General features: G+C 71.9%; 21 protein-coding genes. 10 read left to right on the top strand and 11 right to left on the bottom strand.

Features of this window, described 5'->3' with window-relative positions; all coding sequences use genetic code 11:
* Positions 1 to 61 precede the first annotated feature (61 nt).
* The gene (locus ACF1GV_RS24415) at positions 62 to 2,113 is read left to right on the top strand and encodes a fructose-specific PTS transporter subunit EIIC (protein ID WP_391684522.1); all 2,052 of its coding nucleotides are present in this window, start codon (positions 62 to 64) and stop codon (positions 2,111 to 2,113) included.
* Between the two features lie 131 nt (positions 2,114 to 2,244).
* Positions 2,245 to 2,505: a hypothetical protein gene (locus ACF1GV_RS24410; RefSeq protein WP_391684520.1), complete on the top strand. Its 261-nt coding sequence runs from the start codon at positions 2,245 to 2,247 to the stop codon at positions 2,503 to 2,505.
* Positions 2,506 to 2,603: 98 nt separating this feature from the next.
* Here the strand turns inward: ACF1GV_RS24410 and ACF1GV_RS24405 are convergent, their stop codons facing one another.
* The 4 genes from ACF1GV_RS24405 to ACF1GV_RS24390 all read right to left on the bottom strand — a co-directional run bounded on the left by ACF1GV_RS24405 (position 2,604) and on the right by ACF1GV_RS24390 (position 7,465).
* Positions 2,604 to 3,344 carry a DUF6227 family protein gene (locus ACF1GV_RS24405; protein ID WP_391684517.1) on the bottom strand — a complete coding sequence of 247 codons (741 nt, stop codon included), beginning with the start codon at positions 3,342 to 3,344 and terminating at the stop codon, positions 2,604 to 2,606.
* Positions 3,345 to 3,521: 177 nt separating this feature from the next.
* Positions 3,522 to 4,742 carry an Ig-like domain-containing protein gene (locus ACF1GV_RS24400; protein WP_391684514.1) on the bottom strand — a complete coding sequence of 407 codons (1,221 nt, stop codon included), beginning with the start codon at positions 4,740 to 4,742 and terminating at the stop codon, positions 3,522 to 3,524.
* Positions 4,743 to 5,157: 415 nt separating this feature from the next.
* Entirely contained in the window at positions 5,158 to 6,195 is a 1,038-nt protein-coding gene (locus ACF1GV_RS24395) for a P1 family peptidase (protein ID WP_391684512.1), read from the bottom strand.
* 52 nt (positions 6,196 to 6,247) lie between these two features.
* Positions 6,248 to 7,465: a low temperature requirement protein A gene (locus tag ACF1GV_RS24390; RefSeq protein WP_391684510.1), complete on the bottom strand. Its 1,218-nt coding sequence runs from the start codon at positions 7,463 to 7,465 to the stop codon at positions 6,248 to 6,250.
* Positions 7,466 to 7,531: 66 nt separating this feature from the next.
* Here ACF1GV_RS24390 and ACF1GV_RS24385 point away from each other — a divergent pair, with 66 nt between their 5' ends.
* Positions 7,532 to 7,714: a hypothetical protein gene (locus ACF1GV_RS24385; protein ID WP_391684507.1), complete on the top strand. Its 183-nt coding sequence runs from the start codon at positions 7,532 to 7,534 to the stop codon at positions 7,712 to 7,714.
* Positions 7,715 to 7,833: 119 nt separating this feature from the next.
* Here the strand turns inward: ACF1GV_RS24385 and mscL are convergent, their stop codons facing one another.
* From mscL to ACF1GV_RS24355, 6 genes are all read right to left on the bottom strand, one after another.
* Entirely contained in the window at positions 7,834 to 8,289 is a 456-nt protein-coding gene (gene mscL / locus ACF1GV_RS24380) for a large conductance mechanosensitive channel protein MscL (protein ID WP_363263414.1), read from the bottom strand.
* 138 nt (positions 8,290 to 8,427) lie between these two features.
* Positions 8,428 to 8,997, bottom strand: a complete 570-nt coding sequence (locus tag ACF1GV_RS24375; RefSeq protein WP_391684505.1) for a hypothetical protein — start codon at positions 8,995 to 8,997, stop codon at positions 8,428 to 8,430.
* 259 nt (positions 8,998 to 9,256) lie between these two features.
* Positions 9,257 to 10,099, bottom strand: a complete 843-nt coding sequence (locus tag ACF1GV_RS24370; protein WP_391684502.1) for an S-methyl-5'-thioadenosine phosphorylase — start codon at positions 10,097 to 10,099, stop codon at positions 9,257 to 9,259.
* An 89-nt stretch (positions 10,100 to 10,188) separates the two neighbouring features.
* A complete protein-coding gene (locus ACF1GV_RS24365; RefSeq protein ID WP_391684499.1) occupies positions 10,189 to 10,512 on the bottom strand; it encodes an FmdB family zinc ribbon protein in 324 nt (107 codons plus the stop codon).
* 67 nt (positions 10,513 to 10,579) lie between these two features.
* A complete protein-coding gene (locus tag ACF1GV_RS24360; RefSeq protein ID WP_391684496.1) occupies positions 10,580 to 11,872 on the bottom strand; it encodes an MFS transporter in 1,293 nt (430 codons plus the stop codon).
* Positions 11,873 to 12,151: 279 nt separating this feature from the next.
* Positions 12,152 to 13,651, bottom strand: a complete 1,500-nt coding sequence (locus ACF1GV_RS24355; protein ID WP_391685092.1) for a potassium/proton antiporter — start codon at positions 13,649 to 13,651, stop codon at positions 12,152 to 12,154.
* Between the two features lie 213 nt (positions 13,652 to 13,864).
* Between ACF1GV_RS24355 and ACF1GV_RS24350 the strand changes: the two genes are divergently transcribed.
* Positions 13,865 to 16,696, top strand: coding sequence for a penicillin acylase family protein (locus ACF1GV_RS24350; RefSeq protein WP_391684493.1), 2,832 nt, complete (start codon positions 13,865 to 13,867; stop codon positions 16,694 to 16,696).
* Positions 16,697 to 16,761: 65 nt separating this feature from the next.
* On the opposite strand, the gene ACF1GV_RS24345 is transcribed toward ACF1GV_RS24350, so the two are convergent.
* Complete coding sequence (locus ACF1GV_RS24345; RefSeq protein WP_391685090.1) at positions 16,762 to 17,361, bottom strand: 5-formyltetrahydrofolate cyclo-ligase; 600 nt, start codon at positions 17,359 to 17,361, stop codon at positions 16,762 to 16,764.
* Between the two features lie 113 nt (positions 17,362 to 17,474).
* On the opposite strand from ACF1GV_RS24345, the gene galU reads away from it, so the two are divergent.
* The 6 genes from galU (at position 17,475) to glpR (ending at position 22,874) form a co-directional block, all read left to right on the top strand.
* Positions 17,475 to 18,377 carry a UTP--glucose-1-phosphate uridylyltransferase GalU gene (galU, locus tag ACF1GV_RS24340; protein ID WP_391684491.1) on the top strand — a complete coding sequence of 301 codons (903 nt, stop codon included), beginning with the start codon at positions 17,475 to 17,477 and terminating at the stop codon, positions 18,375 to 18,377.
* Positions 18,378 to 18,382: 5 nt separating this feature from the next.
* Positions 18,383 to 19,705, top strand: a complete 1,323-nt coding sequence (glp, locus tag ACF1GV_RS24335) for a gephyrin-like molybdotransferase Glp (RefSeq protein WP_391684489.1) — start codon at positions 18,383 to 18,385, stop codon at positions 19,703 to 19,705.
* A gap of 86 nt (positions 19,706 to 19,791) precedes the next feature.
* Positions 19,792 to 20,304, top strand: a complete 513-nt coding sequence (gene moaC, locus ACF1GV_RS24330) for a cyclic pyranopterin monophosphate synthase MoaC (RefSeq protein WP_391684486.1) — start codon at positions 19,792 to 19,794, stop codon at positions 20,302 to 20,304.
* Positions 20,301 to 20,807, top strand: a complete 507-nt coding sequence (locus ACF1GV_RS24325) for a MogA/MoaB family molybdenum cofactor biosynthesis protein (RefSeq protein WP_363263404.1) — start codon at positions 20,301 to 20,303, stop codon at positions 20,805 to 20,807. Before moaC ends, ACF1GV_RS24325 begins: the two co-directional genes overlap by 4 nt.
* 17 nt (positions 20,808 to 20,824) lie before the next feature.
* Entirely contained in the window at positions 20,825 to 21,439 is a 615-nt protein-coding gene (locus ACF1GV_RS24320; RefSeq protein WP_391684483.1) for a GNAT family N-acetyltransferase, read from the top strand.
* 238 nt (positions 21,440 to 21,677) lie between these two features.
* Entirely contained in the window at positions 21,678 to 22,874 is a 1,197-nt protein-coding gene (glpR, locus tag ACF1GV_RS24315; protein WP_391684480.1) for a gephyrin-like molybdotransferase receptor GlpR, read from the top strand.
* Positions 22,875 to 22,928 lie beyond the last annotated feature (54 nt).

Here is a 22,928-nt window from a genome sequence, read left to right as displayed (position 1 = left end):
ACCCCCGTCCCCCTCCCGCCCACTCCACCGACCGGGCGATACGCGAGCTAAGGAGCCCGCGATGAGCGACATGATCACCGCGGAACTGGTCGACCTCGACCTGTCCGTCACGACCAAGGAAGCGGCGGCCCGCGCCCTCGCCGAGCGCATGGTGGCGCTGGGCCGGGTGACCGACCTGGACGGCTTCCTCGCCGACGTGGCCGCGCGCGAGGCGCAGATGCCGACCGGCCTCGACGGCGGCATCGGCATCCCGCACTGCCGCAGCGCCCATGTCACCGAGCCGACGCTGGCCTTCGGGCGCAGCGCCGCCGGAATCGACTTCGGTGCCGCGGACGGCCCCGCCGACCTGATCTTCCTGATCGCCGCGCCGGCCGGTGCCGACGACGCCCATCTGACGATCCTGTCGTCGCTGGCCCGGCAGCTGATGAACGCCGAGTTCACGGGCGTGCTGCGCTCCGTGAGCGGCGCGGGCACGGCGGCGGCGCTGATCCGCGGGGACCTCACCCCGGCGGACGTCGAGGCCGAACACGCCTCCCAGGACTCCGTGGCGGCGCCGGTGGCGGCCTCCGCCGGCGCCGCCACGGACACCAGCGCCCAGGACGCCGGCGAGCGCCCGTTCCGGATCGTCGCCGTGACCTCCTGCCCGACCGGTATCGCCCACACCTACATGGCTGCCGAGTCGCTGGAGAACGCGGGCCGCGAGGCAGGTGTCGAACTCACCGTCGAGACCCAGGGCTCGGCCGGCTTCACCCGGCTCGACCCGGCGGTGATCGCGGACGCGGACGGTGTGATCTTCGCCCACGACGTGCCGGTGCGCGACAAGCACCGCTTCGCGGGCAAGCCCACCGTCGACGTCGGCGTGAAGGCCGGTATCAACCGCCCGGCCGAACTGATCACCGAGGTCCGCGAGAAGGCGGCGCGCGGCGAGGTCAGCGCCGGCGCCCCCGCGGCCGGCGGCACCCCGGTCGAGCGCACCGGCGACTCGACGGAGGGCTACGGCACCAAGCTCCGCAAGTGGCTGATGTCCGGCGTCAGCTACATGGTCCCGTTCGTCGCCGCGGGCGGTCTGCTCATCGCGCTCGGCTTCGCGATCGGCGGCTACAAGATCAACAAGGCGCCATCGGTGATGGACCACTTCATCTGGACCCAGGCCGACAGCTGGGGCGCCCTGCTGTTCCAGATCGGCGGCGTGGCCTTCGCCTTCCTCGTCCCGGTCCTCGCCGGCTACATCGCCTACGGCATGGCCGACCGGCCCGGCCTGGTGCCCGGCTTCGTCGGCGGCTCGATCTCCCTCACCATCAACGCGGGCTTCCTCGGCGGTCTGGCCGCGGGTCTCATCGCCGGTGGCGTGGTGATAGCCATCCAGAAGGTGAAGATCCCGGCGGCCCTGCGCGGCGTCATGCCGGTGGTGGTGATCCCGCTGATCTCCTCGGCGATCGTCGGGTTCCTGATGTTCGTGGTGATCGGCAAACCCATCGCCTCGGCGCAGAAGGGCCTGACGGACTGGCTGAACGGCCTCACCGGCACCAACGCCGTCCTCCTGGGCGCGCTGCTGGGCCTGATGATGTGCTTCGACCTCGGCGGTCCGGTCAACAAGGTCGCCTACACCTTCGCCACCGCCGGTATCGCCGTCGCGAGCCCCAGCGACTCCGCGATGAAGATCATGGCAGCGGTGATGGCCGCCGGTATGGTCCCGCCGCTGGCGATGGCCCTGGCCACGACCGTGCGCGGCAAGCTCTTCACGCACACCGAGCGGGAGAACGGCAAGGCCGCCTGGGTCCTCGGCATCTCCTTCATCTCCGAGGGCGCGATCCCGTTCGCGGCGGCCGACCCGCTGCGGGTCATCCCCTCCGCGATGGTCGGCGGCGCGATCACCGGCTCCCTGTCGATGGCGTTCGACGCGACCCTGCGCGCCCCGCACGGCGGCATCTTCGTCGTCCCGCTGATCGGCAACCCGCTGCTGTACCTGGTCGCGATCGCCGCGGGCGTCTGCGTCAGCACCGCCCTGGTCATCGTCCTCAAGGGCCTGCGCAAGGCGGCCCCCGGCACCCCGGAGCCGGGAACGAGCGGGAGCACGGCGGCCCCGGGAGCCAAGCAGCCGGTGGCGGCGTAAGGGAACAGAACGCCGCATGTCCCTTTCAGGCGCTGTGACTTGTTCACGGCGCCTGTCAGGATAGGACGCACCATGCGAGATTCGTCACGGTCCGGGGCCAAAGTCCTGGACCGTGGTGTCTACTGGAACGCATGCCCGAGCCTTCCTCGATCCTCCAGGCGGCAGGGATGGCCGTCCTCGCCCTGGCCGGCGTCGCCTGGCTGATCGGTATCACCCGCATGCTGCGCCGCTTCCGCAACGAGGCGATCGTCCGGCAGTTCGGCCCGGACGCCGCCCTGTCCGCCCTCCCGGGTCCGCGCGAGACCGGCCCCCGCCTGGAGGCCGTCGAACTGACCCCGGCGGAACGGGATGCCTTCGCCGGCCTGGTACGCCGCCTCGGCGACGGCCACTGACGGCATCCCCGCGGTAGTCGCCGAAGCGCCCCGCACCGGTGCTGCCGCCCGGCCTGCCGAGAGCCGCCGGAGCGCCCCGGAAGCTGCTCAGGCTCCCCCTACCGGGAGACCCGCTCGGCGCGCCGCTCCATCGCCTCCCGGGCCGCCTCCTCGCTCGCGTACACCTCGCACATGTGCCGCCCGTCCGGGGTCGCCGTGTGCTCCACCTCCCACAGGGCCACCTCCCGGCCGTCGCGCAGCAGGAAGGCGTGCTCGTAGAGCGAGAAGGACAGTCCGATACGGCCCGCCCGGCACGGACGGCCGAACGCCTGCGTGATCCGGTGCCCCTGGGCCGTGGCCAGCAGGGCCGCGGTCTCCCCGCCCGGGCGGTCGGTGTTCTCCGCGCGGCGCAGCAGCCGGCGCGCGTGGTCGGCCGAGCCGTCGGTGATGTACACCTGTCGCGGCCGGGGCACGGGGGCCGGGTGCGCCGGCAGGGGCAGCTCGAACTCCGTCCCCTCCGGTGGCAGCGGCAGCAGCGCCGTGGCCGCGCGCAGCTCCTCCTCGTCGACGTACACCTCGTGCTGCGGGTCGCTGCCCGGGGCGGTGTTGTGCACCAGCTCCCACAGGGTGAGCGCCTGGCCGTCCGCGAGGAGCCAGGTGTGCCGGTAGGTCTCCCGGTGCAGCCCCGCGCTGTGGTGCGCGGAGTGCAGCGAGCCGTCGTAGGCCAGCGCGCAGTCCAGCCGCCCTAGCACGTCGTCGGGCAGCTCGAAGGAGTTCAGGGCGCGGCCGAGAATCCGCGCCAGATGCTCATCCGGCGACGCGGGTGGTTCGTACGCTGCGGTCTCGTACGGAACGCTCAAGGTTTCTCCCGGCGCTTGCTGCATGTCACCCAGTGGGTGCATACCGTAGCCCCTCGGTCGGACATCGTGTCCGGGAACCGAGAAAACGTATGCCCGGAAAACGCGTGGGCCGTGCGGGGAGTTCCCACACGGCCCGACGAGAAGCCAACGCCCGTCCCTCACGGGGCTATTGCCGCGTCAGGAGGCACTCCCGGCGACCCACTCGCTCCAGCCCATGTTCCAGCCGTTGAGCCCGTTGTCGGGGGAGACGGTCTTGTCCGGCGAGTTCTTGACGACCACCACGTCACCGATCAGCGAGTTGTCGTAGAACCACTTCGCCGGAGTGTCCCCCTGCGCGCCCCGCTCGTCGGCCAGCCCGACGCAGCCATGGCTGGTCCCCTGGCTGCCGAAGGGAGGATTGCCCTTGTTGTACCAGTAGTTGCCGTGGATGAACGTCCCCGACTGCGTCAGCCGCATCGCGTGCGGCACGTCCGGGATGTCGTACTCGCCGCCCAGCCCGACCGTCTGGCTGTTCATACGGGTCTGCGTGAACTTCTCGGAGATCACCATCGCACCGTTGTACGTGGTGTGCTCGGGGCTGCCCGACGAGATCGGGATCGTCTTCAGGGTCTGCCCGTCCCGCACCACGGTCATGGTCTGCGTGTTCACATCCACGGTGGAGACCTGCGACCGCCCCACGGTGAACGTGACGACCTTCTTCTGCACCCCGAAGACACCGTTCGCGCCCTTCACGCCGTCCAGGTCGATCTTCATCGTGACCTTGGACCCGGCCTTCCAGTAGTCCTGGGGCCGGAAGTCGAGCCGCTGCGCGCCGAACCAGTGCCCGACCACCTGCTGGCCGCTGCTGGACGTGACCGTGATGTGCGACTGCACGGCCTTCTTGTCGCTGATCGCCTTGTCGAAGGTGAAGGACACGGGCATCCCGACGCCGACCGTGGTGCCGTTGTCGGGCGTGTACGTCCCGATGAAGCTGTTGGACGTCGAGACGGTGGTGAAGATGGCGTTCGCGGCCGCCGTACGGCCGCCGGAGTCCTTCGCCGTCGCGGAGATCTGGTACTTCGTGCCGCGCTCCAGCTGCTCCTTGGGCTTCCAGGTGCTGCCGTCGGCGGATATCTCACCGGCCACGGCCTGCCCGGTGCCGGCCACCGTCATCTTCACTTCCGTCAGCTTGCCGTCGCTGACCTTCACTCCGGTGCTGTTGATCGAGGCGCCGGTCGAGCCGTCCTTGGCCGAGATGGCGATCTTCGCGACGGAGGTCTTGGTGTCGCCGCCCCCGCCGTTCTTGTCGTCGTTGGTGGCGCTGGCGTTCCCGCCGCACGCGGTGAGGGTCAGGGCGCCGACCATCAGGGCGGCACAGGCCCCCAGTACGCGCCGCGCTGCTGTGTCCGGCGTTGTCACAGGCTGCTCCCAGTTTTCATCGATCACTCCAAGGCGTGAAGAAAGAGCGATCAAACGACTGCTCCGGTTCCCACGTGACAGAACTGCGACAATTCCCTGCCGGGTGCTGGTGGGTTGGGCTCGGCGCCCGGCGGTCTCCGGCGAACGTGGCTGCGGCTGAGCGGGGGCGGGCTGAGGGCCCGGCGTTTGTCTGGTGCCCGGCGTCGGTGCCGGCCGGGGGCGGGGTGCGCTCACCGGCGCTGGCGGGGACGCACGACTGCACGCAGCTATGTCGGCAGGGCGGCCACCCGGCCCCGACTCACAACGAACCGCAGGCGCGACACCAGCGACCCACCGGACAGTGACGGGCCGCCGCAGGCACAAAAGGGGCGCGGGGAACTGCGCGACCAGCCACGACGAAACCCGCAGACAGCACTCAAGCCTCTCCGAACAGCTCCCCGTACGACGGCCACCCACCCACCGACTCAGCCGCCCGCACCGCCCGCACAATCGCCCGCGTCACCACATCCGCCCCCGCCGCGAGCAGCGCGTTCAGCGCGAGCGGATCCCCACCCCCCGAAGACAACTCCCGCACCCCCGTGGCCAACGCAAACACACTGTCCCCGTCGTTCAGCAGATGCACCGGCCGCACAGCCCGCGCGATCCCGTCATGCGCCGTCCCCGCCAACTTCTGCGCCTGCGGCTTCGACAGCACCGCGTCCGTGGCGACCACGGCCAACGTCGTGTTCAGCGGCGGAGCCACCCGCGCAGCCGCCAGCTCCCCCAGCCGCGCCCGCGCCGCCTCGACCACCCCCGCCGGCGGATACGCCACCCGCCGCCCCCCGAACAACTCCGTGTACATCTCCCCGTACAGCACCCCCGTCCCCGGATCCACCACCGCCCCCGCCGCGTTCGCCACGACCAACGCCCCCACGGTCACACCGGAGTCGAGCACCACGCTCGCCGTGCCGACCCCGCCCTTCAGCAACCCCACGGCCGCCCCCGTCCCGGCCCCCACACACCCCTCCTCGACAGCGGCCCCGACCGCACTGCCTGCCGCCGCCTCGACCGCGGCCCGCCCCATCGCCGCGTCCGGCCGCGCCCGGAAATCACCACCGCGTCCGAGGTCGAACACGCACGCCGCCGGCACCACGGGCACGACATGCGTCGGATCCGGCCCCACCCGAACCCCCCGGCCCCGCTCCTCCAGCCACGCCATCACCCCGGACGCCGCGTCGAGCCCGTACGCGCTGCCCCCGGTGAGCACCACGGCCTCGACCTTCTGCACGAGGTTGCGCGGATCGAGTGCGTCGGTCTCCTTCGTCCCCGGCCCGCCGCCGCGCACGTCCACGGCGGCCACGGCCCCCCCCTCGGGAGCGAGCACGACGGTCGTCCCGGTCAGCCATCCGTCACCACGGCGGGTGACGTGCCCGACCCGCACCCCGCTGACATCCGTCAGAGCGTCAACTGTCATACGCCCCAGTGTGACCCGGCCCCGTGACCCGGCCCCGTGTGCCGGCCCCGTGTCACCCGGCCCGGTGCGCGGAGCGCGCCCGTGCCGTCAGCGTCACCCCCACCGCCACCGACAGCCCCGAGACGATGCCCGCCACGAGCACCGCCCACTCGCCCAGGAACGTGCAGCAGATCACGAGCAGCGCGGTCACCGGCAGGACCAGCTGCTGCGCGATGCCCACCTTGAAGTGACGGGCGTGCAGCGCCCACACGGTGAGCAGATACAGCGCCGTCGGCAGGGTCACCGCCGCCGAGGCGGCCGTCGCGGAGATGTGCGCGGAACCGACCGCCTGCTCCACGGCCACCTCCAGCCCCGCGCCGATCGCCGCCGCGGAGGCGAAGATCAGATAGTGCCCGTAGCCCCACACGAACGCCTGACGGCTGGAGCGCAGGTGCCCGTGGATCGGCACCACGAAGTAGATCCACCAGGCGGCGAACACGATCAGCAGCCCGCCGGCCGCGATCGGCAGCAGGTCGCCGAGGGCGTCGTGCTCGTCCACGGCCGACTTGACCGCGACCGTGGCCGCGGCGATCGTCTCGCCGAGCACGATGATCGTGAACAGGCCGTAGCGCTCGGCGATGTGGTGCGGATGCCAGGCCGTGGTGAAGGACCTCTCCGCGATCAACGGCACCGACAGCTCGGCGAGCACCATCACCAGGAACAGCCAGGGCCGCGCGGGCTCCGGCAATACGATCAGCCCCACCCAGCCGACCTGGCAGAGCAGCACCCCGCAGGCGTACCGCACCGCCGCGGTCCGCTCCCCGCCCTCGGCCGATCTCGCGGCGCGCAGCCACTGCGCGACCAGGGCCAGCCGCATGATCACGTAGCCGAGCCAGACGACGACGAAGTCGTGGTCGTCGAAGGCCCGTGACACCCCCGCCGCGAGCACCAGGACACCGGCGATCTGTACGAGGGTGACGACCCGGTACAGCACGTCGTCGTTGTCGTAGGCGGAGGCGAACCAGGAGAAGTTCATCCACGCCCACCAGATGGCGAAGAAGACCATCGCGTAGTTGAGGATGCCCTGGCCCGCGTGCCCCTCGACGAGGAAGTGCACCAGCTGGACGCCTGCTTGGGCGATCGCCACGACGAAGCACAGGTCGAAGAGCAGCTCCAGCGGCGAGGCGACGCGATGGGCCTCGTCGCGGCCGCGGGCGGTGAGCTTGCGCAGGGGCCGGTGTCGGGCGGGCGCGTCGGAGGGCGCGGGGGACGGGCTGGAACTCGGCGTCATGTGTCCCAGCACAGCAGATAACCGGCCGAAAATCTTCGGGCCGATGCCGCGGCGTAACCTGGAGGTATGAGCACTGCTTCCGCCCCCGAGCCGCGCGACCCGAAGGCCGCGCTGGTCTTCGACGACCCGCTCGAACTGCAGTCCTCGGACGACACCGACAGTGGGTGGGGCGAGCGTCCGGCGACGACCGGTGACAGCGCGGCCGACCTGAAGCGCTTCCTGGACGAAAAGCCGCCCCACCACATCTGACGCCCGGGGCAGCCCGGGCGGCCCCGGCAGGCCGCGTCCGCCCGGCAGCCGAGCCCCGCCCTCCAGAAAGCCGACCTGGCGACCGGCTCGGCCGGTCCTGCTTGCCGCCCCCGCCGCTCCTACTCGCCGCGGCCGGCGGTCCGCTGGGCGACCAGCGTGTCGCGGATCTCCTTGAGCACCTCCAGCTCGCTGACCTCGACGATCTCCTTCGTGCCCTCGCGGGCCGCCTTGCGGTCCGCCTGGCGGGCCAGGTACTTCGACATCGGCAGGACCATCAGGAAGTAGACCACCCCGGCGGTGATCACGAAGTTCAGCGTCGCGCCGAGGACCGAGCCCCACATGATGCGGATGCCCTCGTCCTTCGTGCAGCTCGCCGTCAGGCAGGAGCTGTAGTTGTCCAGGCTCTGCGTGCCGATCGCCCCGACCACCGGGTTGATCACGCCCTTCACCACCGAGTTCACGATGTTGGTGAAGGCGGCGCCGATGACCACCGCTACTGCCAGATCGACGACATTCCCGCGCATCAGGAAGGCCTTGAAGCCCTCCCAGACACTCGGCGCCTTCTTCTCGCTCACCTCGAGGCCTTTCCTCGTCCGTACGGCATGTGGAGTAAATCGCTCCGCAACCTACGGCAGGCCCCGGGAGGCATGTCCAATCCGGTAACACGATCGTGCTGTTCGACAAACGTTCGCACAGCCGCCGCATCGTCCGGCTCACCCCACCGTCACCGCGAGCCGTGCCGTCGCGCTCGCCCCGACGAGCCGCGCCGCCGTGGCCCGCGGCACCGACAGCACGACGAGGGTGCCGCCGCGCGTGCCGTCGTCCGTGACCTCGGGCAGCCGGGCCACGCGGGCACCGCGGGCCACGACCCGCGCATCCCCGCCGTCCGTGCCGTCCTCGGCGGCGATGACGTCCACCCGGTCGCCCGGCCGCAGCAGGCGCACGGTGCCGGCGTCGGCGATCCGCACCGGCGCCGCCACCGTCTCCCCGCCCCCGCGATGCGGCGGATGCCCGCGGACCCGGTCGGGGCCGGTGGTCTGCCGTGGCCCCGCCGCCATCAGCGCGGCCGCGGTGACGGCCAGGCCGGCGGCGACGGTCCGCCGGCGGTGCCGGGCGAGCCGGTGCGCCAGGTGGCGCACCCCGCGTACCCGCACCGGTGCGAAGTGCGGCACCTCGCACGTCGGCGGCACGTCGTCGCCGGGCGGACGCGGACCGGACGGCGGGGGAGGCGAGGGAGCAGAGGCGACGGGGGCGGGGAAGGACACCGGGACGGAGAGGGGCATGGACACAGGACCACCACCTGCGGCGAGGGCTACGGCTTGCACACCCACGATGAGCCCTCACGCCGAGGCCCGCAGACGCCCGTGGACCACCCGCGCGTTGTGGAAAACCCCGTCACCCGTACGGGACGTTCCGGCCCTAGCGACCCCCCGCGCCGCGGCAGCGCGCACCCGGCGCCCGCGACTCCCGCCGCGACAGCACGAACCAGGTGTCAGCGACCCCCCGCCACGGCAGCGCGCCCCCGGCGCCCGCCAACCCCCGTCACGGCAGCGCGAACCCCGGATCCATCCCCCCGAGCGCCGACGTGCACAGGCAGTCCCGCTCCTCGTTCGCGGGCAGCGCCGCCAGCGCGTCGAAGAGCACTCCCCGCATCCGGTCCACGTTCGCCGCGAACACCCGCAGCACCTCGTCGTGGGAGACGCCCTCGCCGGTCTCGGCGCCGGCGTCCAGGTCGGTGACCAGGGCGAGGGAGGCGTAGCAGAGCTCCAGCTCACGGGCGAGCGCCGCCTCCGGATGACCGGTCATGCCGACCACCGACCAGCCCTGCGCCTGGTGCCACAACGATTCGGCACGCGTCGAGAAGCGCGGCCCCTCGACGACGACGAGCGTTCCGCCGTCCACCGGCTCCCAGTCGCGCCCCCGTGCCGCCTTCAGCGCGACCGCGCGCCCGACGGGGCAGTACGGATCGGCAAGGGACACGTGCACGACGTTCGGGACGGTGCCGTCGGGCAGCGGCAGCCCGTCGAAGTAGGAGCTCGCCCGGGACTTCGTACGGTCCACGAGCTGGTCCGGCACCAGCAGCGTGCCCGGCCCGTACTCGGGACGCAGGCCGCCCACCGCGCACGGTGCGAGGACCTGGCGCACACCGGCCGAGCGCAGCGCCCACAGGTTGGCGCGGTAGTTGATGCGATGCGGCGGCAGGTGGTGGCCGCGCCCGTGCCGGGGCAGGAACGCGACCCGGCGGCCGGCGATCTCACCGAGGAAGAGGGAGTCGCTGGGCGGACCGTAGGGGGTGTCGACCTGGACCTCGGTCACGTCGTCCAGGAACGAGTAGAAACCGGAGCCGCCGATCACGCCGATCTCTGCGTTCGCCTTGTTCGCCATGCCCGCACCCTAACCGGCGGCGCACATGCCGAGGACCCTGCCATCGGGCGATGGCAGGGTCCTGCGAGGAGTCCGTGAAGAAGTGGGCCTCAGGCGGCGGTGGTGCTGCTGCTCGAAGAGCCGCTGGAGCCCGACGAGGAACCCGCGTCCGAAGAGGACGAAGAGGACGACGAAGCGGACGTCGTGGAAGACGAGGACGACGACTTGGACGACGCCGGCGAGCTGCTCGACGAGGAGCCGCGGCTGTCGTTGCGGTAGAAGCCGGAGCCCTTGAAGACGATGCCGACCGCCGAGAACACCTTCTTGAGGCGGCCCTGGCAGTTGGGGCACTCGGTCAGGGCGTCGTCGGTGAACTTCTGCACCGCCTCGAGGCCCTCGCCGCACTCGGTGCACTGGTACTGGTAGGTGGGCACTGTCTTCCTCCTGGCACTCTCACTCGATGAGTGCTAACGACGAACCATAGTGACGTATTCCGTGGCGTCAGTCCACTGTCACCGGCACGCGGTGACCCACGCCACGCGCGACGGTACGGCCCCGGGGGTGTGCCACCAGCCGGGAGCGCAGCGCCAGCAGGGTCACCAGGGCCAGCACCGTGCCGCCCATCGGCACCAGGAACCCGGCGCCGCCCCAGAAGCGGTCCTCCAGCTGCCCGGCGACCGTGACGGCCGCGGCCTGGCCGAGGGCGACCGCACCGGTCAGCCAGGTGAACGCCTCGGTGCGCGCCCCGGCCGGGACCAGCCCCTCGACGAGGGTGTAGCCGGTGATCAGGGCGGGCGCGATGCACATGCCGACCAGCAGACCGAGCCCGGCGAGCAGGAGCACGGAGTGGGCGGTCCACAGCGCGGACGCGGTCAGCGCGAGGGCGGCGTAGCCGACGACCAGGCGCCGCTGCGGGGCGACCTTCCAGGCGATGGCGCCGCAGACGACGCCGGAGATCATGTTGCCGGCGGCGAAGACGCCGTAGAGCACGCCGTTCAGACCGGGCTCGCCGATCGACTCGGTGAACGCGGCCAGCGACACCTGCATGCCGCCGAAGACGGAGCCGATGCCCAGGAACGTCACGATCAGCACGCGTACACCGGGCACGCGCAGGGCGGAGGCGTGCCGCACACGCGTGTGCTCGCCGCCGGTGTGGACCTGGGGCTGGGTGCTCTTCTGCGCGGCGAACAGCAGGCCGCCGACCAGGGTCAGCGCGGCCTCGGTCATCAGACCGGCGGCGGGGGCCACCGCGGTGCACAGGGCGGTCGCCAGCAGCGGGCCGACCACGAAGGTCAGCTCGTCGGTGACGGACTCGAAGGCGGCGGCGGTGCTCATCAGGGGGGAGCCCTTGAGCTGCACGCCCCAGCGGGCCCGCACCATGGGCCCGACCTGCGGCACCGAGGCGCCGGTCGGCACGGCCGCCACGAACAGCGCCCACAGGGGGGCGTGCGCGAGGGCGAGCGCGGTGAAGGTGAGACCGGACAGGGTGTGCACGATCACGCCGGGCAGCAGGACGGCACGCTGGCCGTAGCGGTCGGCGAGGCGGCCGCTGTAGGGCGCGAACAGCGCCATCGACACGCCGGTGACGGCCGCCGCGGCGCCGGCCGCGCCGTAGGAGCCGGTGGTGTGCTGCACGAGCAGCACGATGGAGAGGGTCAGCATCGCGAACGGCTGGCGTGCCGCGAAGCCGGGGAGCAGGAAGGTCCAGGCGCCGCGGGTGCGCAGCAGCTGCCCGTAGCCCGGGCGGGCGGCCGTAGCCGCCTTCTTCTTCTCCGAGGTGACCGTGGACGCCACGGCCCGTGCCTTTCTGCCGCCTGGTAGCGCGACGCCCTTGTAAGGGCACCGTGCGCCGAGAGCTGTCCTCTTGCGCGGACTGCGGTAGATGCCGGGGCCCACGGTGAGGGGCTGCACGGCCGCCATACGGTCGCGCCAGCTCTGCGTCAGGCAGAGTTGGTTCGATCAGGGGTGCGCCTTTATCGTACAGGGCTTCCGCACGACGGCCCTGTGAAAACGAGCACCATCAGCTCGTTCACCTGTGATTGGCCTGGGCGGCGGAAACCGCCCGCGTCACCGTCACCGCTCCTCACCGCCGGAGCCCAGCCAGTCGGCCAGCTTGCCGCCTTGGGCCACCGCGCGCAGCCGGCGCTCGGCCGCGTCGCGTACCGGGTCGGTGGTGACGACGAGCAGTTCGTCGCCGCGCCGCAGCACGGTCGTGGGCAGCGGCACGAAGGAGGTGCCCTCGCGCACCACCAGGGTGACCGCCGCGCCCGGCGGCAGGCGCAGCTCGTTGACCTCGACGCCGTGCATCCTGGAGCCGTCGGGGATGTCCACGGACAGCAGGTGGCCACGCAGCCGCTCCAGGGGCGCGGACTCGATGCCGAGGTCGGCGGCCTCCGTGTCGTCGCCCAGCCGCAGCAGACGGGCGAGCCAGGGCAGGGTCGGGCCCTGGATGAGGGTGTAGACGACGACCAGGACGAAGACGATGTTGAAGACCCGGCGGCTGCCCACGACGCCGTTCACCATCGGGATGGTCGCCAGGATGATGGGCACGGCGCCGCGCAGCCCGGCCCACGACATCAGCGTCTGCTCCCGCCAGGGCACCCGGAAGGGTGTGAGGCACAGCACGACGCTCAGTGGGCGCGCCAGCATGGTCAGCACCAGCCCGATGACGAGTGCGGGCCACACGTCGTCGCCCAGCTCGTGCGGCGTGACCAGCAGGCCGAGCAGGACGAACATGCCGATCTGCGCGATCCAGCCGAGCCCCTCGGCGAAGCCGCGGGTGGCCGGCCAGTGCGGCAGCTTGGCGTTGCCCAGCAGCATCGAGGCGAGGTAGACGGCGAGGAAGCCGCTGCCGTGGGCGAGGGCGCCGGCCGCGTAGGCGGCGACGGCGATGGCCATCACGGCGATCGGGTACAGGCCGGAGGCGGGCAGGGCGACGTGCCTCAGGCCCCAGGAGCCGAACCAGCCGACCGCCAGCCCGACGGCCGCGCCGATGGCCAGTTCAAGGGCTATCTCGCCCAGCAGGACATACCAGTGCTCGACCGGACCGGCCGTGGAGAAGGCGACGACCAGGATGACGACGGGGGCGTCGTTGAATCCGGACTCCGCCTCCAGCATGCCCGTCACGCGCGCGGGCAGCGGGATCCTGCGCAGTACGGAGAAGACCGCCGCCGCGTCCGTCGAGGACACCACCGCACCGATGATCAGCGCCTGCCGCCACTGCAGGCCGACGAGGTAGTGCGCGCCCGCGGCCGTCACACCCACGCTCACCGCGACCCCGGCCAGCGCCAGCACCGAGGCGGCCGGCAGGACCGGTTTGATCTCCTTCCACTTCGTGCCGAGTCCGCCCTCGGCGAGGATCACGACCAGGGCGGCGTACCCGATGACCTGGGTCAGCGCGGCGCTGTTGAAGTGGATGTGCCCGACGCCGTCCTGGCCCATGAGGATGCCGATGCCCAGGTAGACGAGCAGGCTGGGCAGTCCGCTGCGCGAGGAGATCCGGACTGCTGCCACGGCGACGAGCAGGACGAGCGAGCAGACGAGCAGGAGCTGGTTGAGGTGGTGAACAGTCAGCGGCCGTTCCTTCCTGCGATCTTCCGGTTACTTCGTTACCTTACCTAACTCTTGACGATTTCTTGACGCTCGGCGAGGCAAGATCGATCGCCTGCCCCGGCTGGTTGCGGGCTCCGCGTCAAGTGCCACCGGGCCCTGCGCCTATGGTTGCTCCAGCGCTCAGTTAAAAGCACAGCCGAACCTGCCGCTCGCGTTAGGACAGCAAGGACAGCGATGCCCCCCAACACCACCGCCACAACGGGTCACAAGCCCGGCAAGTCCGGCAGGAAGAAGGGGCGCAAAGCCCGTCTTATCGTCCTCCTCCTGGTGCTGGCGGTCATCGGCGGCATCGGCGGGGGCGGTTACTGGTCCGTCAGCACCGTCCGGGCGTCGTTCCCCCAGACCAAGGGATCGATCACCCTGCAGGGCCTGTCGGGCCCCGTCGACGTCAAGCGCGACGGCTACGGCATCCCGCAGGTCTACGCCTCCTCCGACGCGGACCTGTTCATGGCGCAGGGCTTCGTCCAGGCGCAGGACCGCTTCTACGAGATGGACGTGCGCCGGCACATGACCTCCGGGCGCCTGTCGGAGATGTTCGGCAAGACCCAGGTCGACAACGACGCGTTCCTGCGCACCCTGGGCTGGGACCGCGTCGCCCAGCAGGAGTACGACACCAAGCTGTCCGCCTCGACGAAGAAGTACCTCCAGGCGTACGCCAAGGGCGTCAACGCCTACCTGGCGGGCAAGGACGGCAAGGACATCTCCCTGGAGTACGCGGCGCTGGGCTTCAGCAACGACTACAAGCCCGCGCAGTGGACGCCGGTCGACTCCGTCGCCTGGCTGAAGGCGATGGCCTGGGACCTGCGCGGCAACATGCAGGACGAGATCGACCGCGCCCTGATGACCAGCCGCCTGGGCCCCCAGCAGATCGCCGACCTCTACCCGCAGTACCCCTACGACCGCAACAAGGCGATCGTGCAGGAGGGCGGGTACGACGAGCTGACCCACTCCTTCGAGCAGGGCAGCGGCCGCGGCACGAGCGGCTCCGGCGGCGGCTCCGGCTCCAGCGGCTCGGGCAGCGGCACGAGCGGCTCCGGTACCTCGCTGAACGGCACGGGCACCGGCACCGGCACGGGAACCGGCACCTCGTCCGGCGCCGGCCTGCAGAGCCAGCTCGCGGGTCTGTACAAGGTCCTGGACGACGTCCCCACGGCCGTCGGCGTCAACGGCAACGGCATCGGCTCCAACTCCTGGGTCGTCGGCGGCGACCACACCATCACCGGCAAGCCGCTGCTCGCCAACGACCCGCACCTGTCGGCCTCGCTGCCGTCCGTCTGGTACCAGATGGGCCTGCACTGCCGCAGCGTCTCCAGCGCCTGCCGGTACGACGTCACCGGCTACACCTTCGCGGGCATGCCGGGCGTGGTCATCGGCCACAACAAGGACATCGCCTGGGGCATGACCAACTCCGGCGTCGACGTCACCGACCTGTACCTGGAGAAGGTCACCGGCGACGGCTACCTGTACGGCGGCAAGGTCAGGCCGTTCGTCACGCGCGAGGAGACCATCAAGGTCGCCGGCGGCGAGACCAAGAAGATCGTCGTGCGGCAGACGCAGGACGGCATGCCGCTGCTGTCCGACCGCGACGACGAACTGGTCAAGGTCGGCAAGAAGGCCACCGTCGACACCGCGGCGCCCGACCGCGGCGACGGTTACGCCATGGCGCTGAAGTGGACCGCCCTGCAGCCCGGCACCTCCATGGACGCCGTGTTCGCGATGGACAGGGCGACGGGCTGGAAGGAGTTCCGCGCCGCGGCGAAGCTGTTCGACGTGCCGTCGCAGAACCTGATCTACGCCGACAGCAAGGGTGCCAAGGGCGACATCGGCTACCAGCTCCCGGGCAAGATCCCCACGCGCGGCAAGGGCGACGGCTCGCTCCCGGCGCCGGGCTGGGACCCGAAGTACCGCTGGACCGGGTACATCGACTTCGACAAGCTGCCCTACGAGTACAACCCGGAGCGCGGCTACGTCGTCACCGCCAACCAGGCGGTGGTCGACGCGGACAAGTACCCCTACACGCTGACCACCGACTGGGGCTACGGCACCCGTAGCCAGCGCATCGCCGATCTGATCGAGTCCAAGATCAAGGGCGACGGCAAGATGTCCACCGACGACATGCGCCAGATGCAGCTGGACAACAGCAGCGAGGTCGCCAAGCTGCTCGTGCCGACGCTGCTGAAGATCGACGTCGGCGACAAGGACGTCCGCCAGGCGCAGGAGCTGCTGGAGGGCTGGGACTACACCCAGGACGCCGACTCGGCGGCCGCCGCGTACTTCAACTCCGTGTGGCGCAACGTCCTGAAGCTGGCCTTCGGCAACAAGCTGCCCAAGGAGCTGCGGGTCGAGGGCCAGTGCCTGTGGGTCGACCCGGTCAGCACCACCGGCCCCGTGGACGAGACCGACAAGGTGCGCGAGTGCGGTCAGCGCGACGCCGACCAGGCGCAGCCCGACGGCGGCGACCGCTGGTTCGAGGTCGTGCGCACCCTGATGGACAAGCCGGACAGCGACTGGTGGAAGGCGCCGAGGTCGGGCACGCGCCCCGCGGCGCACAACCGCGACGAGCTGTTCAAGCGGGCCATGATCGACGCCCGCTGGGAGCTGACCGCCAAGCTCGGCAAGGACATCGACACCTGGAGCTGGGGCCGGCTGCACCGCCTGTTCCTGAAGAACCAGACGCTCGGCACCGAGGGCCCCGGCATTCTCAAGTACGTCCTCAACCGCGGCCCGTACAAGCTCAGCGGCGGCGAGGCGGCGGTCAACGCCACCGGCTGGAACGCCGCCGGCGGCTACGGCGTCGTCTGGGTGCCGTCGATGCGGATGGTGGTCAACCTCGACAACCTCGACAAGTCGAAGTGGATCAACCTCTCCGGCGCCTCCGGTCACGCCTACAGCGCCCACTACACCGACCAGACGGACAAGTGGGCCAAGGGCGAACTGCTGCCGTGGTCGTTCTCGTCGGACGCGGTCGACAAGAGCACCAGCGACACGCTCGTCCTGCGGCCGTGACGGTGTGAGCAGCTCCGAAGGGCCCTCCACGCGCGCGTGGAGGGCCCTTCGGCGTGCCGCGGGGATCAGGGCGCGGAAAAGCGGCGCACCCCGGACGGGGTCACCACCGCGTGCACCGGCCGGTCGTGCGGCTCCTCGGGCACGCGCGTGACGACCTCCGTGTCGTACAGCAGCACCACCAGCGCCGGCCGCGCGCCCGCGCGCTCCAGCCGTGCGAGCACCCGGTCGTAGGACCCGCCGCCGCGCCCCAGGCGCATCCCGCGCGCGTCGACCGCGAGCCCCGGCAGCAGCACGACGTCGGCGGCGGTCACGGCCTGCGGGCCGAGCCGCTCGCCGGCGGGTTCCAACAGTGCCGTCTTTCCGCCGTGTTGCACGCGCGTGAGGGAGCCCTCGCCGGTGTACTCGCCCCAGTCCAGGTCGTTGTCGTCGAGCAGGGCGGGCAGCAGGACGCGCACGCCCCGCGCGTGCAGCGCGTCGAGCAGTGCGAGCGTGCCGGGTTCGGTGCCCACGGAGACGTACGCCGCGACCGTGCGCGCGTGCGCCAGCTCCGGCAGGCCCAGGGCGCGTTCGGCCAGGGCGGACGCGGCATTCATCACATCGGCCGGGGTCAGGGCGTTCCGCGCCGCCAGGAAACGCCGTCGAACGGCCCGCTTGACCGGCTCCATGACCGGCCCGATTTCGCCCACTTGTCGCTCCCGTACCGTTCTCTTCTGCTCATATGAGCACTCATGTCCGGGAGTCGCGGGCCGCGCCCCGCACACCGGTTAAGGTGGCGGGCATGACCCAGTCGCACCCCAGGATCAACAAGGCTGTCATCCCGGCGGCAGGCCTCGGCACCCGGTTTCTGCCGGCCACCAAGGCCACGCCCAAGGAGATGCTGCCGGTGGTCGACAAGCCGGCGATCCAGTATGTGGTCGAGGAGGCCGTCACCGCGGGCCTCGATGACGTCCTGATGATCACGGGCCGTAACAAGCGCCCGCTCGAGGACCACTTCGACCGCAACTACGAGCTCGAGTCCGCCCTCGCCGCGAAGGGCGACACGGAGCGGCTCGGCAGGGTGCAGGAGTCCCAGGACCTCGCGACGATGCACTACGTGCGTCAGGGCGACCCCAAGGGCCTCGGTCACGCCGTGCTGTGCGCGGCCCCGCACGTCGGCCAGGAGCCGTTCGCGGTGCTCCTCGGCGACGACCTGATCGACCCGCGCGACCCGCTGCTGCAGCGGATGATCGACGTCCAGGAGCAGCGCGGCGGCAGTGTGATCGCCCTCATGGAGGTCGCGCCCGAGCAGGTTCACCTCTACGGCTGCGCCGCCGTCGAGGCCACCGAGGACGGCGACGTCGTCAAGGTGACGGGCCTGGTCGAGAAGCCCGACCCGGCCGACGCCCCCTCGAACTACGCGATCATCGGCCGTTACGTGCTCGACCCGGGCATCTTCGACATACTCCGCAAGACCGAGCCGGGCCGCGGCGGCGAGATCCAGCTCACCGACGCCCTGCAGCAGCTCGCCGAGGACGAGAAGGCCGCCGGCCCCGTGCACGGCGTCGTTTTCAAGGGCCGTCGCTACGACACCGGCGACCGCGGCGACTTCCTGCGGGCCATTGTCAGACTCGCGTGCGAACGTGAGGACCTGGGCCCGGACTTCAGGGCCTGGCTCCGCCGTTACGTCACCGAGGAGATGTAGCCACCTTGAGCAGCGCCGCCTCCCGCACCCCGGGCCCCGACCACCTGTGGTCGGTGGACGAGCACCTGGAGGACGTCCTCACCACCGTGCGCCCCCTGGAGCCGATCGAGCTGCAGCTGCTCGACGCCCTGGGCTGCGTCCTGGTCGAGGACATCCCGGTGCCCGTGTCCCTGCCGCCGTTCGACAACAGCTCGATGGACGGCTACGCGGTGCGGGTCGCGGACGTGGCCGGCGCGAACGAGGAGTTCCCGGCGGTCCTGGAGGTCGTCGGGGACGTCGCCGCGGGCCAGGCCGACCTGCTCCACGTGGGTCCGGGCCAGGCCGCCCGCATCATGACCGGCGCCCCGCTGCCGCCCGGCGCCGAGGCCGTCGTACCCGTGGAGTGGACCGACGGCGGGCTCGGTGAGGGCCCCGTGACCGGCATGCGCGCCCGCGCGCTCGCCCCGGAGGGCGCCGAGGGGCACGTACGCGTGTACCGGCCCGCCGAGGCACGCGCGCACGTGCGCGCGGCCGGCAGCGACGTCCGGGCCGGCGACCGGGCCCTCGAGGCGGGCACCGTGCTCGGCCCGCCGCAGATCGCCCTGCTCGCCGCGATCGGCCGCGGCACGGTCCGCGTGCGCCCGCGCCCGCGCGTGGTCGTGATGTCCACCGGCAGCGAACTGATCCAGCCCGGCGAGCAGCTGGCGCCCGGCCAGATCTACGACTCCAACAGCTTCGCCCTCACCGCCGCCGCCCGCGAGGCCGGCGCCATCGCCTACCGGGTGGGCGCCGTCGCCGACGACGCCGAGACACTGCGCTCCACCATCGAGGACCAGCTGGTGCGCGCCGACCTCATGGTGACCACCGGCGGGGTGAGCGTCGGGGCGTACGACGTCGTCAAGGAGGCGCTGTCGCACGTCGGCGACGAGGACGAGGCGGGCGGCGGCGTGGAGTTCCGCAAGCTCGCCATGCAGCCCGGCAAGCCGCAGGGCTTCGGCTCCATCGGCCCCGACCACACGCCGCTGCTCGCGCTGCCGGGCAACCCGGTGTCGTCGTACGTCTCCTTCGAGCTGTTCGTGCGGCCTGCCATCCGCACTCTGATGGGGCTTCAGGACGTGCACCGGCCGAAGGCCACGGCGACGCTGTCCGCGCAGAAGCCGCTGACGTCCCCGAAGGGCCGCAGGCAGTTCCTGCGCGGCGTCCACACCGACGGCACGGTCACCCCGGTGGGCGGTGCCGGCTCGCACCTGATCGCGGCCCTCGCGCACGCCAACGCCCTGATCGTGGTGCCCGAGGACGTGGAGTCCGTCGCGCCCGGCAGCGAGGTCGAGGTCGTCCTGCTCGGCTGAGTGCTCCCGGCCCGAGGTACCGTGTCGCGCACAACACAGGCCCGCGCGCCGCACCGCGCCGGGCCCGGACCGGGAGCGCCACCACCATGACTGTGCCCAACCGGGGGGAGACCCCCGGACAGCCCGTGCAGGACCGCCTGACGCACATCGACGACGCGGGTGCCGCCCGCATGGTCGACGTGTCCGGCAAGGACGTCACCGCGCGCACCGCCCGCGCCAGCGGCCGCGTCCTCGTCTCGCCCCGCGTGGTCGAGCTGCTGCGCGGCGAGGGCGTCCCCAAGGGCGACGCCCTGGCCACCGCGCGGATCGCCGGGATCATGGGAGCCAAGCGGACCCCCGATCTGATCCCGCTGTGCCACCCGCTCGCGGTGTCCGGTGTGAAACTGGACCTGTCGGTCGCGGACGACGCCGTGGAGATCTGGGCCACGGTGAAGACGACGGATCGTACGGGCGTCGAGATGGAGGCCCTCACCGCGGTCTCCGTCGCCGCGCTCACCGTGATCGACATGGTCAAGGCGGTCGACAAGGGAGCGGTCATCACGGACGTGCGGGTGGAGCAGAAGACGGGCGGCAAGTCGGGCGACTGGAGCCGGTCATGAGCTATCGGGCGCTGGTCGTCACGGCCTCCAACCGGGCCGCCGCGGGTGTCTACGAGGACCGGGGCGGGCCGCTGATCGCGGACGGCCTGAAGCGCTTCGGCTTCGACGTCGACGGCCCGCGGGTGGTGCCCGACGGCGACCCGGTGCGCGACGCGCTGAGGGCGGCCGTCGAGGACGGTTACGACGTCGTCGTGACCACCGGCGGCACCGGGCTCTCGCCCACCGACCGCACGCCGGAGGCCACGCGCGCGGTGATCGACCACGAGGTGCCGGGCATCGCGGAGGCGATCCGCGCGTTCGGCCGGGACAAGGTGCCGACCGCGGCGCTGTCGCGCGGACTGGCCGGCGTGGCCGGGCGGACCCTGATCGTCAACCTGCCGGGGTCGACGGGCGGGGTGAGGGACGGTCTCGCCGTTCTGCAGCCGCTGCTGGTGCACGCCGTCGACCAGGTCCGCGGCGGCGACCACCCCAGACCCGACGCCGGAAGCGGGGGTGCGAGCTGAACGGCTCATCCTGGCCCGTGGTGCTGGCCGAGGGCGATGTCGTCCTGCGGCCCATCAGAATGCGCGATCAGAGCGCCTGGCGCGAGGTCAACCGGCGCAACCGGGACTGGCTCCGGCCTTGGGAGGCGACCATCCCGCCGCCCACGCCGACCGGGCCGGTCGCGCACCGGCCGACCTACCGCCAGATGGTGCGGCACCTGCGCCGCGAGGCGCGTGCGGGCCGGATGCTGCCGTTCGTCCTCGAGTACCAGGGCCGGCTGGTCGGGCAGTTGACGGTCGCCGGGATCACCTGGGGCTCGATGTGCTCGGGTCACGTCGGCTACTGGGTGGACGAGGCGGTGGCCGGCCGTGGCGTGATGCCGACGGCCGTGGCGCTCGCGGTCGACCACTGTTTCCGGAACGTGGGCCTGCACCGCATCGAGGTGTGCATTCGCCCCGAGAACGTGCCCAGCCGCCGGGTGGTGGAGAAACTCGGATTCCGCGAGGAGGGGCTGCGGCCCCGCTATCTGCACATCGACGGAGCCTGGCGCGACCATCTCGTCTTCGCGCTGACGGCCGAGGAAGTGCCGGAGGGCCTGCTCGCCCGCTGGCGGCGCAGCCGGGCGCAGAACGGCTCGTCGCACCGCCCGTAGGATCCCGGGAAATCACGGCTGGGCCGGGGAAAACCCGGCCGGCCGACGCGCGACCTGGGAAATTGAATATATGTTCGAAATTGATCGGCCTGTGACCGTCTCGGGACGGGGAATTCCGGGTCGAAGTGGCCCGCTGATCGCATCGGTCACAAAAAAAGTTCGAAATATCAGCCAGATCGTGCGACACACCGGCGCAATTGGCGGATGGCCTCAGGCAAACCCCTCTACCGTGTGAGATGTGAGCAGCAGCGGCCTCATCTACGCAGTCATCGTCGGGGCCTGGGCCGCCTACTTGGTGCCGATGTGGCTCCGTAGGCAGGACGAGCTGAACGAAGCCCGTCCGACGGAACGCTTCAGCACCGCCATCCGGTTGCTGTCCGGACGGGCGGGCATGGAGCGCCGGTACGCCAAGGACCTGCGGGCGCGCTCCGCCGACGAGGAGGAGCCCGACCTCGCCGCCCCGGACGCCGTCACCGACACGGTGGACGTCCGGGCCTTCGCCGTGCCTCCGACCCGCCGGCACACCCGGGCGGCGGACGAGGCGCAGGCGTACGAGTACGACGAACCGGAGCACGAGCCGGAGTACGAGTCGGAGCGTGACCCGGCGCACGAGCCCGCGCTCGCACCGGCGCACGGCCGGGTGCCGGAAGCCCGGCGCGAGCTCTCCGCTCAGGCGGCCGCCGCGCGCGCCCAGCGCACGAAGGCCCTCGCCCGTCGCCGGCGCACCACGGTGATGCTCTTCCTCGCCTTCACCCTCGGCGCGATCGTGGCCGCGGTCGGCGGGCTCGCGTTCCTGTGGGCGCCCGGCGTGCCCGCCCTCCTGCTCAGCGCGTACATCGTCTATCTGCGCCGGCAGGAGCGCCGCCGCTTCGCCTACCAGATGGACCGCCGCCGGGCCGAGGTCGCGGCGCAGCGACTGCGCGAACGCCAGCCGCGCCGGCGTACGCCCGTGGGCACCGGCGCGCCCACCGACGCAGAGGAGCCCGCCGAAGGCCACGGCACCGCCACCGACCCCGGACTGTCGGCGCTCGCCGCGGACCGGCGCGCGCTGGTGGAGCAGACCGACCACGCCGAGTGGGTCGACCAGCAGCGCGAGCGGCAGCAGCGGCCCGGCCACGGCGACAGCTGGGACCCGGTGCCGGTGCCCCTGCCGACGTACGTCACCGCGCCGGTCGCCCCGCGCGCCACGGCCGACGTCGACCTCGGCGCCCCGGACGCGTGGAGCTCGGCCCGTTCCAGCGCGGTCGCTCCGGAACTGCGGGACGAGCAACCGGCCGCGCAGGACGCGCCCACCGGCGCGGAGGACCGCCCGGCGGACGACGGCCGCAGCGACGCGCGCCGTGCGGCCTCCGCACGCCGGGCCCGCGAGCGCGGGCGCACGCCCCTCTTCGACCAGTACGAGGACGGGGAGCGGCCGCGCGCGGCCAACGAGTGACCCCGGCGCTCGCCCCGCCGGGAGCGGATTTCCGAGCACGCAGCGGGGGATGCT

Source organism: Streptomyces sp. NPDC014006 (assembly GCF_043088925.1).
GTDB lineage: Bacteria > Actinomycetota > Actinomycetes > Streptomycetales > Streptomycetaceae > Streptomyces.
Note: the sequence above shows the minus strand (reverse complement) of the source record. Positions and strands in the feature narration are given on the sequence as shown.

Coding starts and splice junctions, on each gene's coding strand:
- ACF1GV_RS24415 (WP_391684522.1), top strand. CDS start 62: ATGAGCGACATGATCACCGCGGAACTGGTCGACCTCGACCTGTCCGTC.
- ACF1GV_RS24410 (WP_391684520.1), top strand. CDS start 2,245: ATGCCCGAGCCTTCCTCGATCCTCCAGGCGGCAGGGATGGCCGTCCTC.
- ACF1GV_RS24395 (WP_391684512.1), bottom strand. CDS start 6,195: ATGACAGTTGACGCTCTGACGGATGTCAGCGGGGTGCGGGTCGGGCAC.
- ACF1GV_RS24390 (WP_391684510.1), bottom strand. CDS start 7,465: ATGACGCCGAGTTCCAGCCCGTCCCCCGCGCCCTCCGACGCGCCCGCC.
- ACF1GV_RS24385 (WP_391684507.1), top strand. CDS start 7,532: ATGAGCACTGCTTCCGCCCCCGAGCCGCGCGACCCGAAGGCCGCGCTG.
- ACF1GV_RS24375 (WP_391684505.1), bottom strand. CDS start 8,997: ATGCCCCTCTCCGTCCCGGTGTCCTTCCCCGCCCCCGTCGCCTCTGCT.
- ACF1GV_RS24370 (WP_391684502.1), bottom strand. CDS start 10,099: ATGGCGAACAAGGCGAACGCAGAGATCGGCGTGATCGGCGGCTCCGGT.
- ACF1GV_RS24350 (WP_391684493.1), top strand. CDS start 13,865: ATGCCCCCCAACACCACCGCCACAACGGGTCACAAGCCCGGCAAGTCC.
- ACF1GV_RS24345 (WP_391685090.1), bottom strand. CDS start 17,361: ATGGAGCCGGTCAAGCGGGCCGTTCGACGGCGTTTCCTGGCGGCGCGG.
- galU (WP_391684491.1), top strand. CDS start 17,475: ATGACCCAGTCGCACCCCAGGATCAACAAGGCTGTCATCCCGGCGGCA.
- moaC (WP_391684486.1), top strand. CDS start 19,792: ATGACTGTGCCCAACCGGGGGGAGACCCCCGGACAGCCCGTGCAGGAC.
- ACF1GV_RS24325 (WP_363263404.1), top strand. CDS start 20,301: ATGAGCTATCGGGCGCTGGTCGTCACGGCCTCCAACCGGGCCGCCGCG.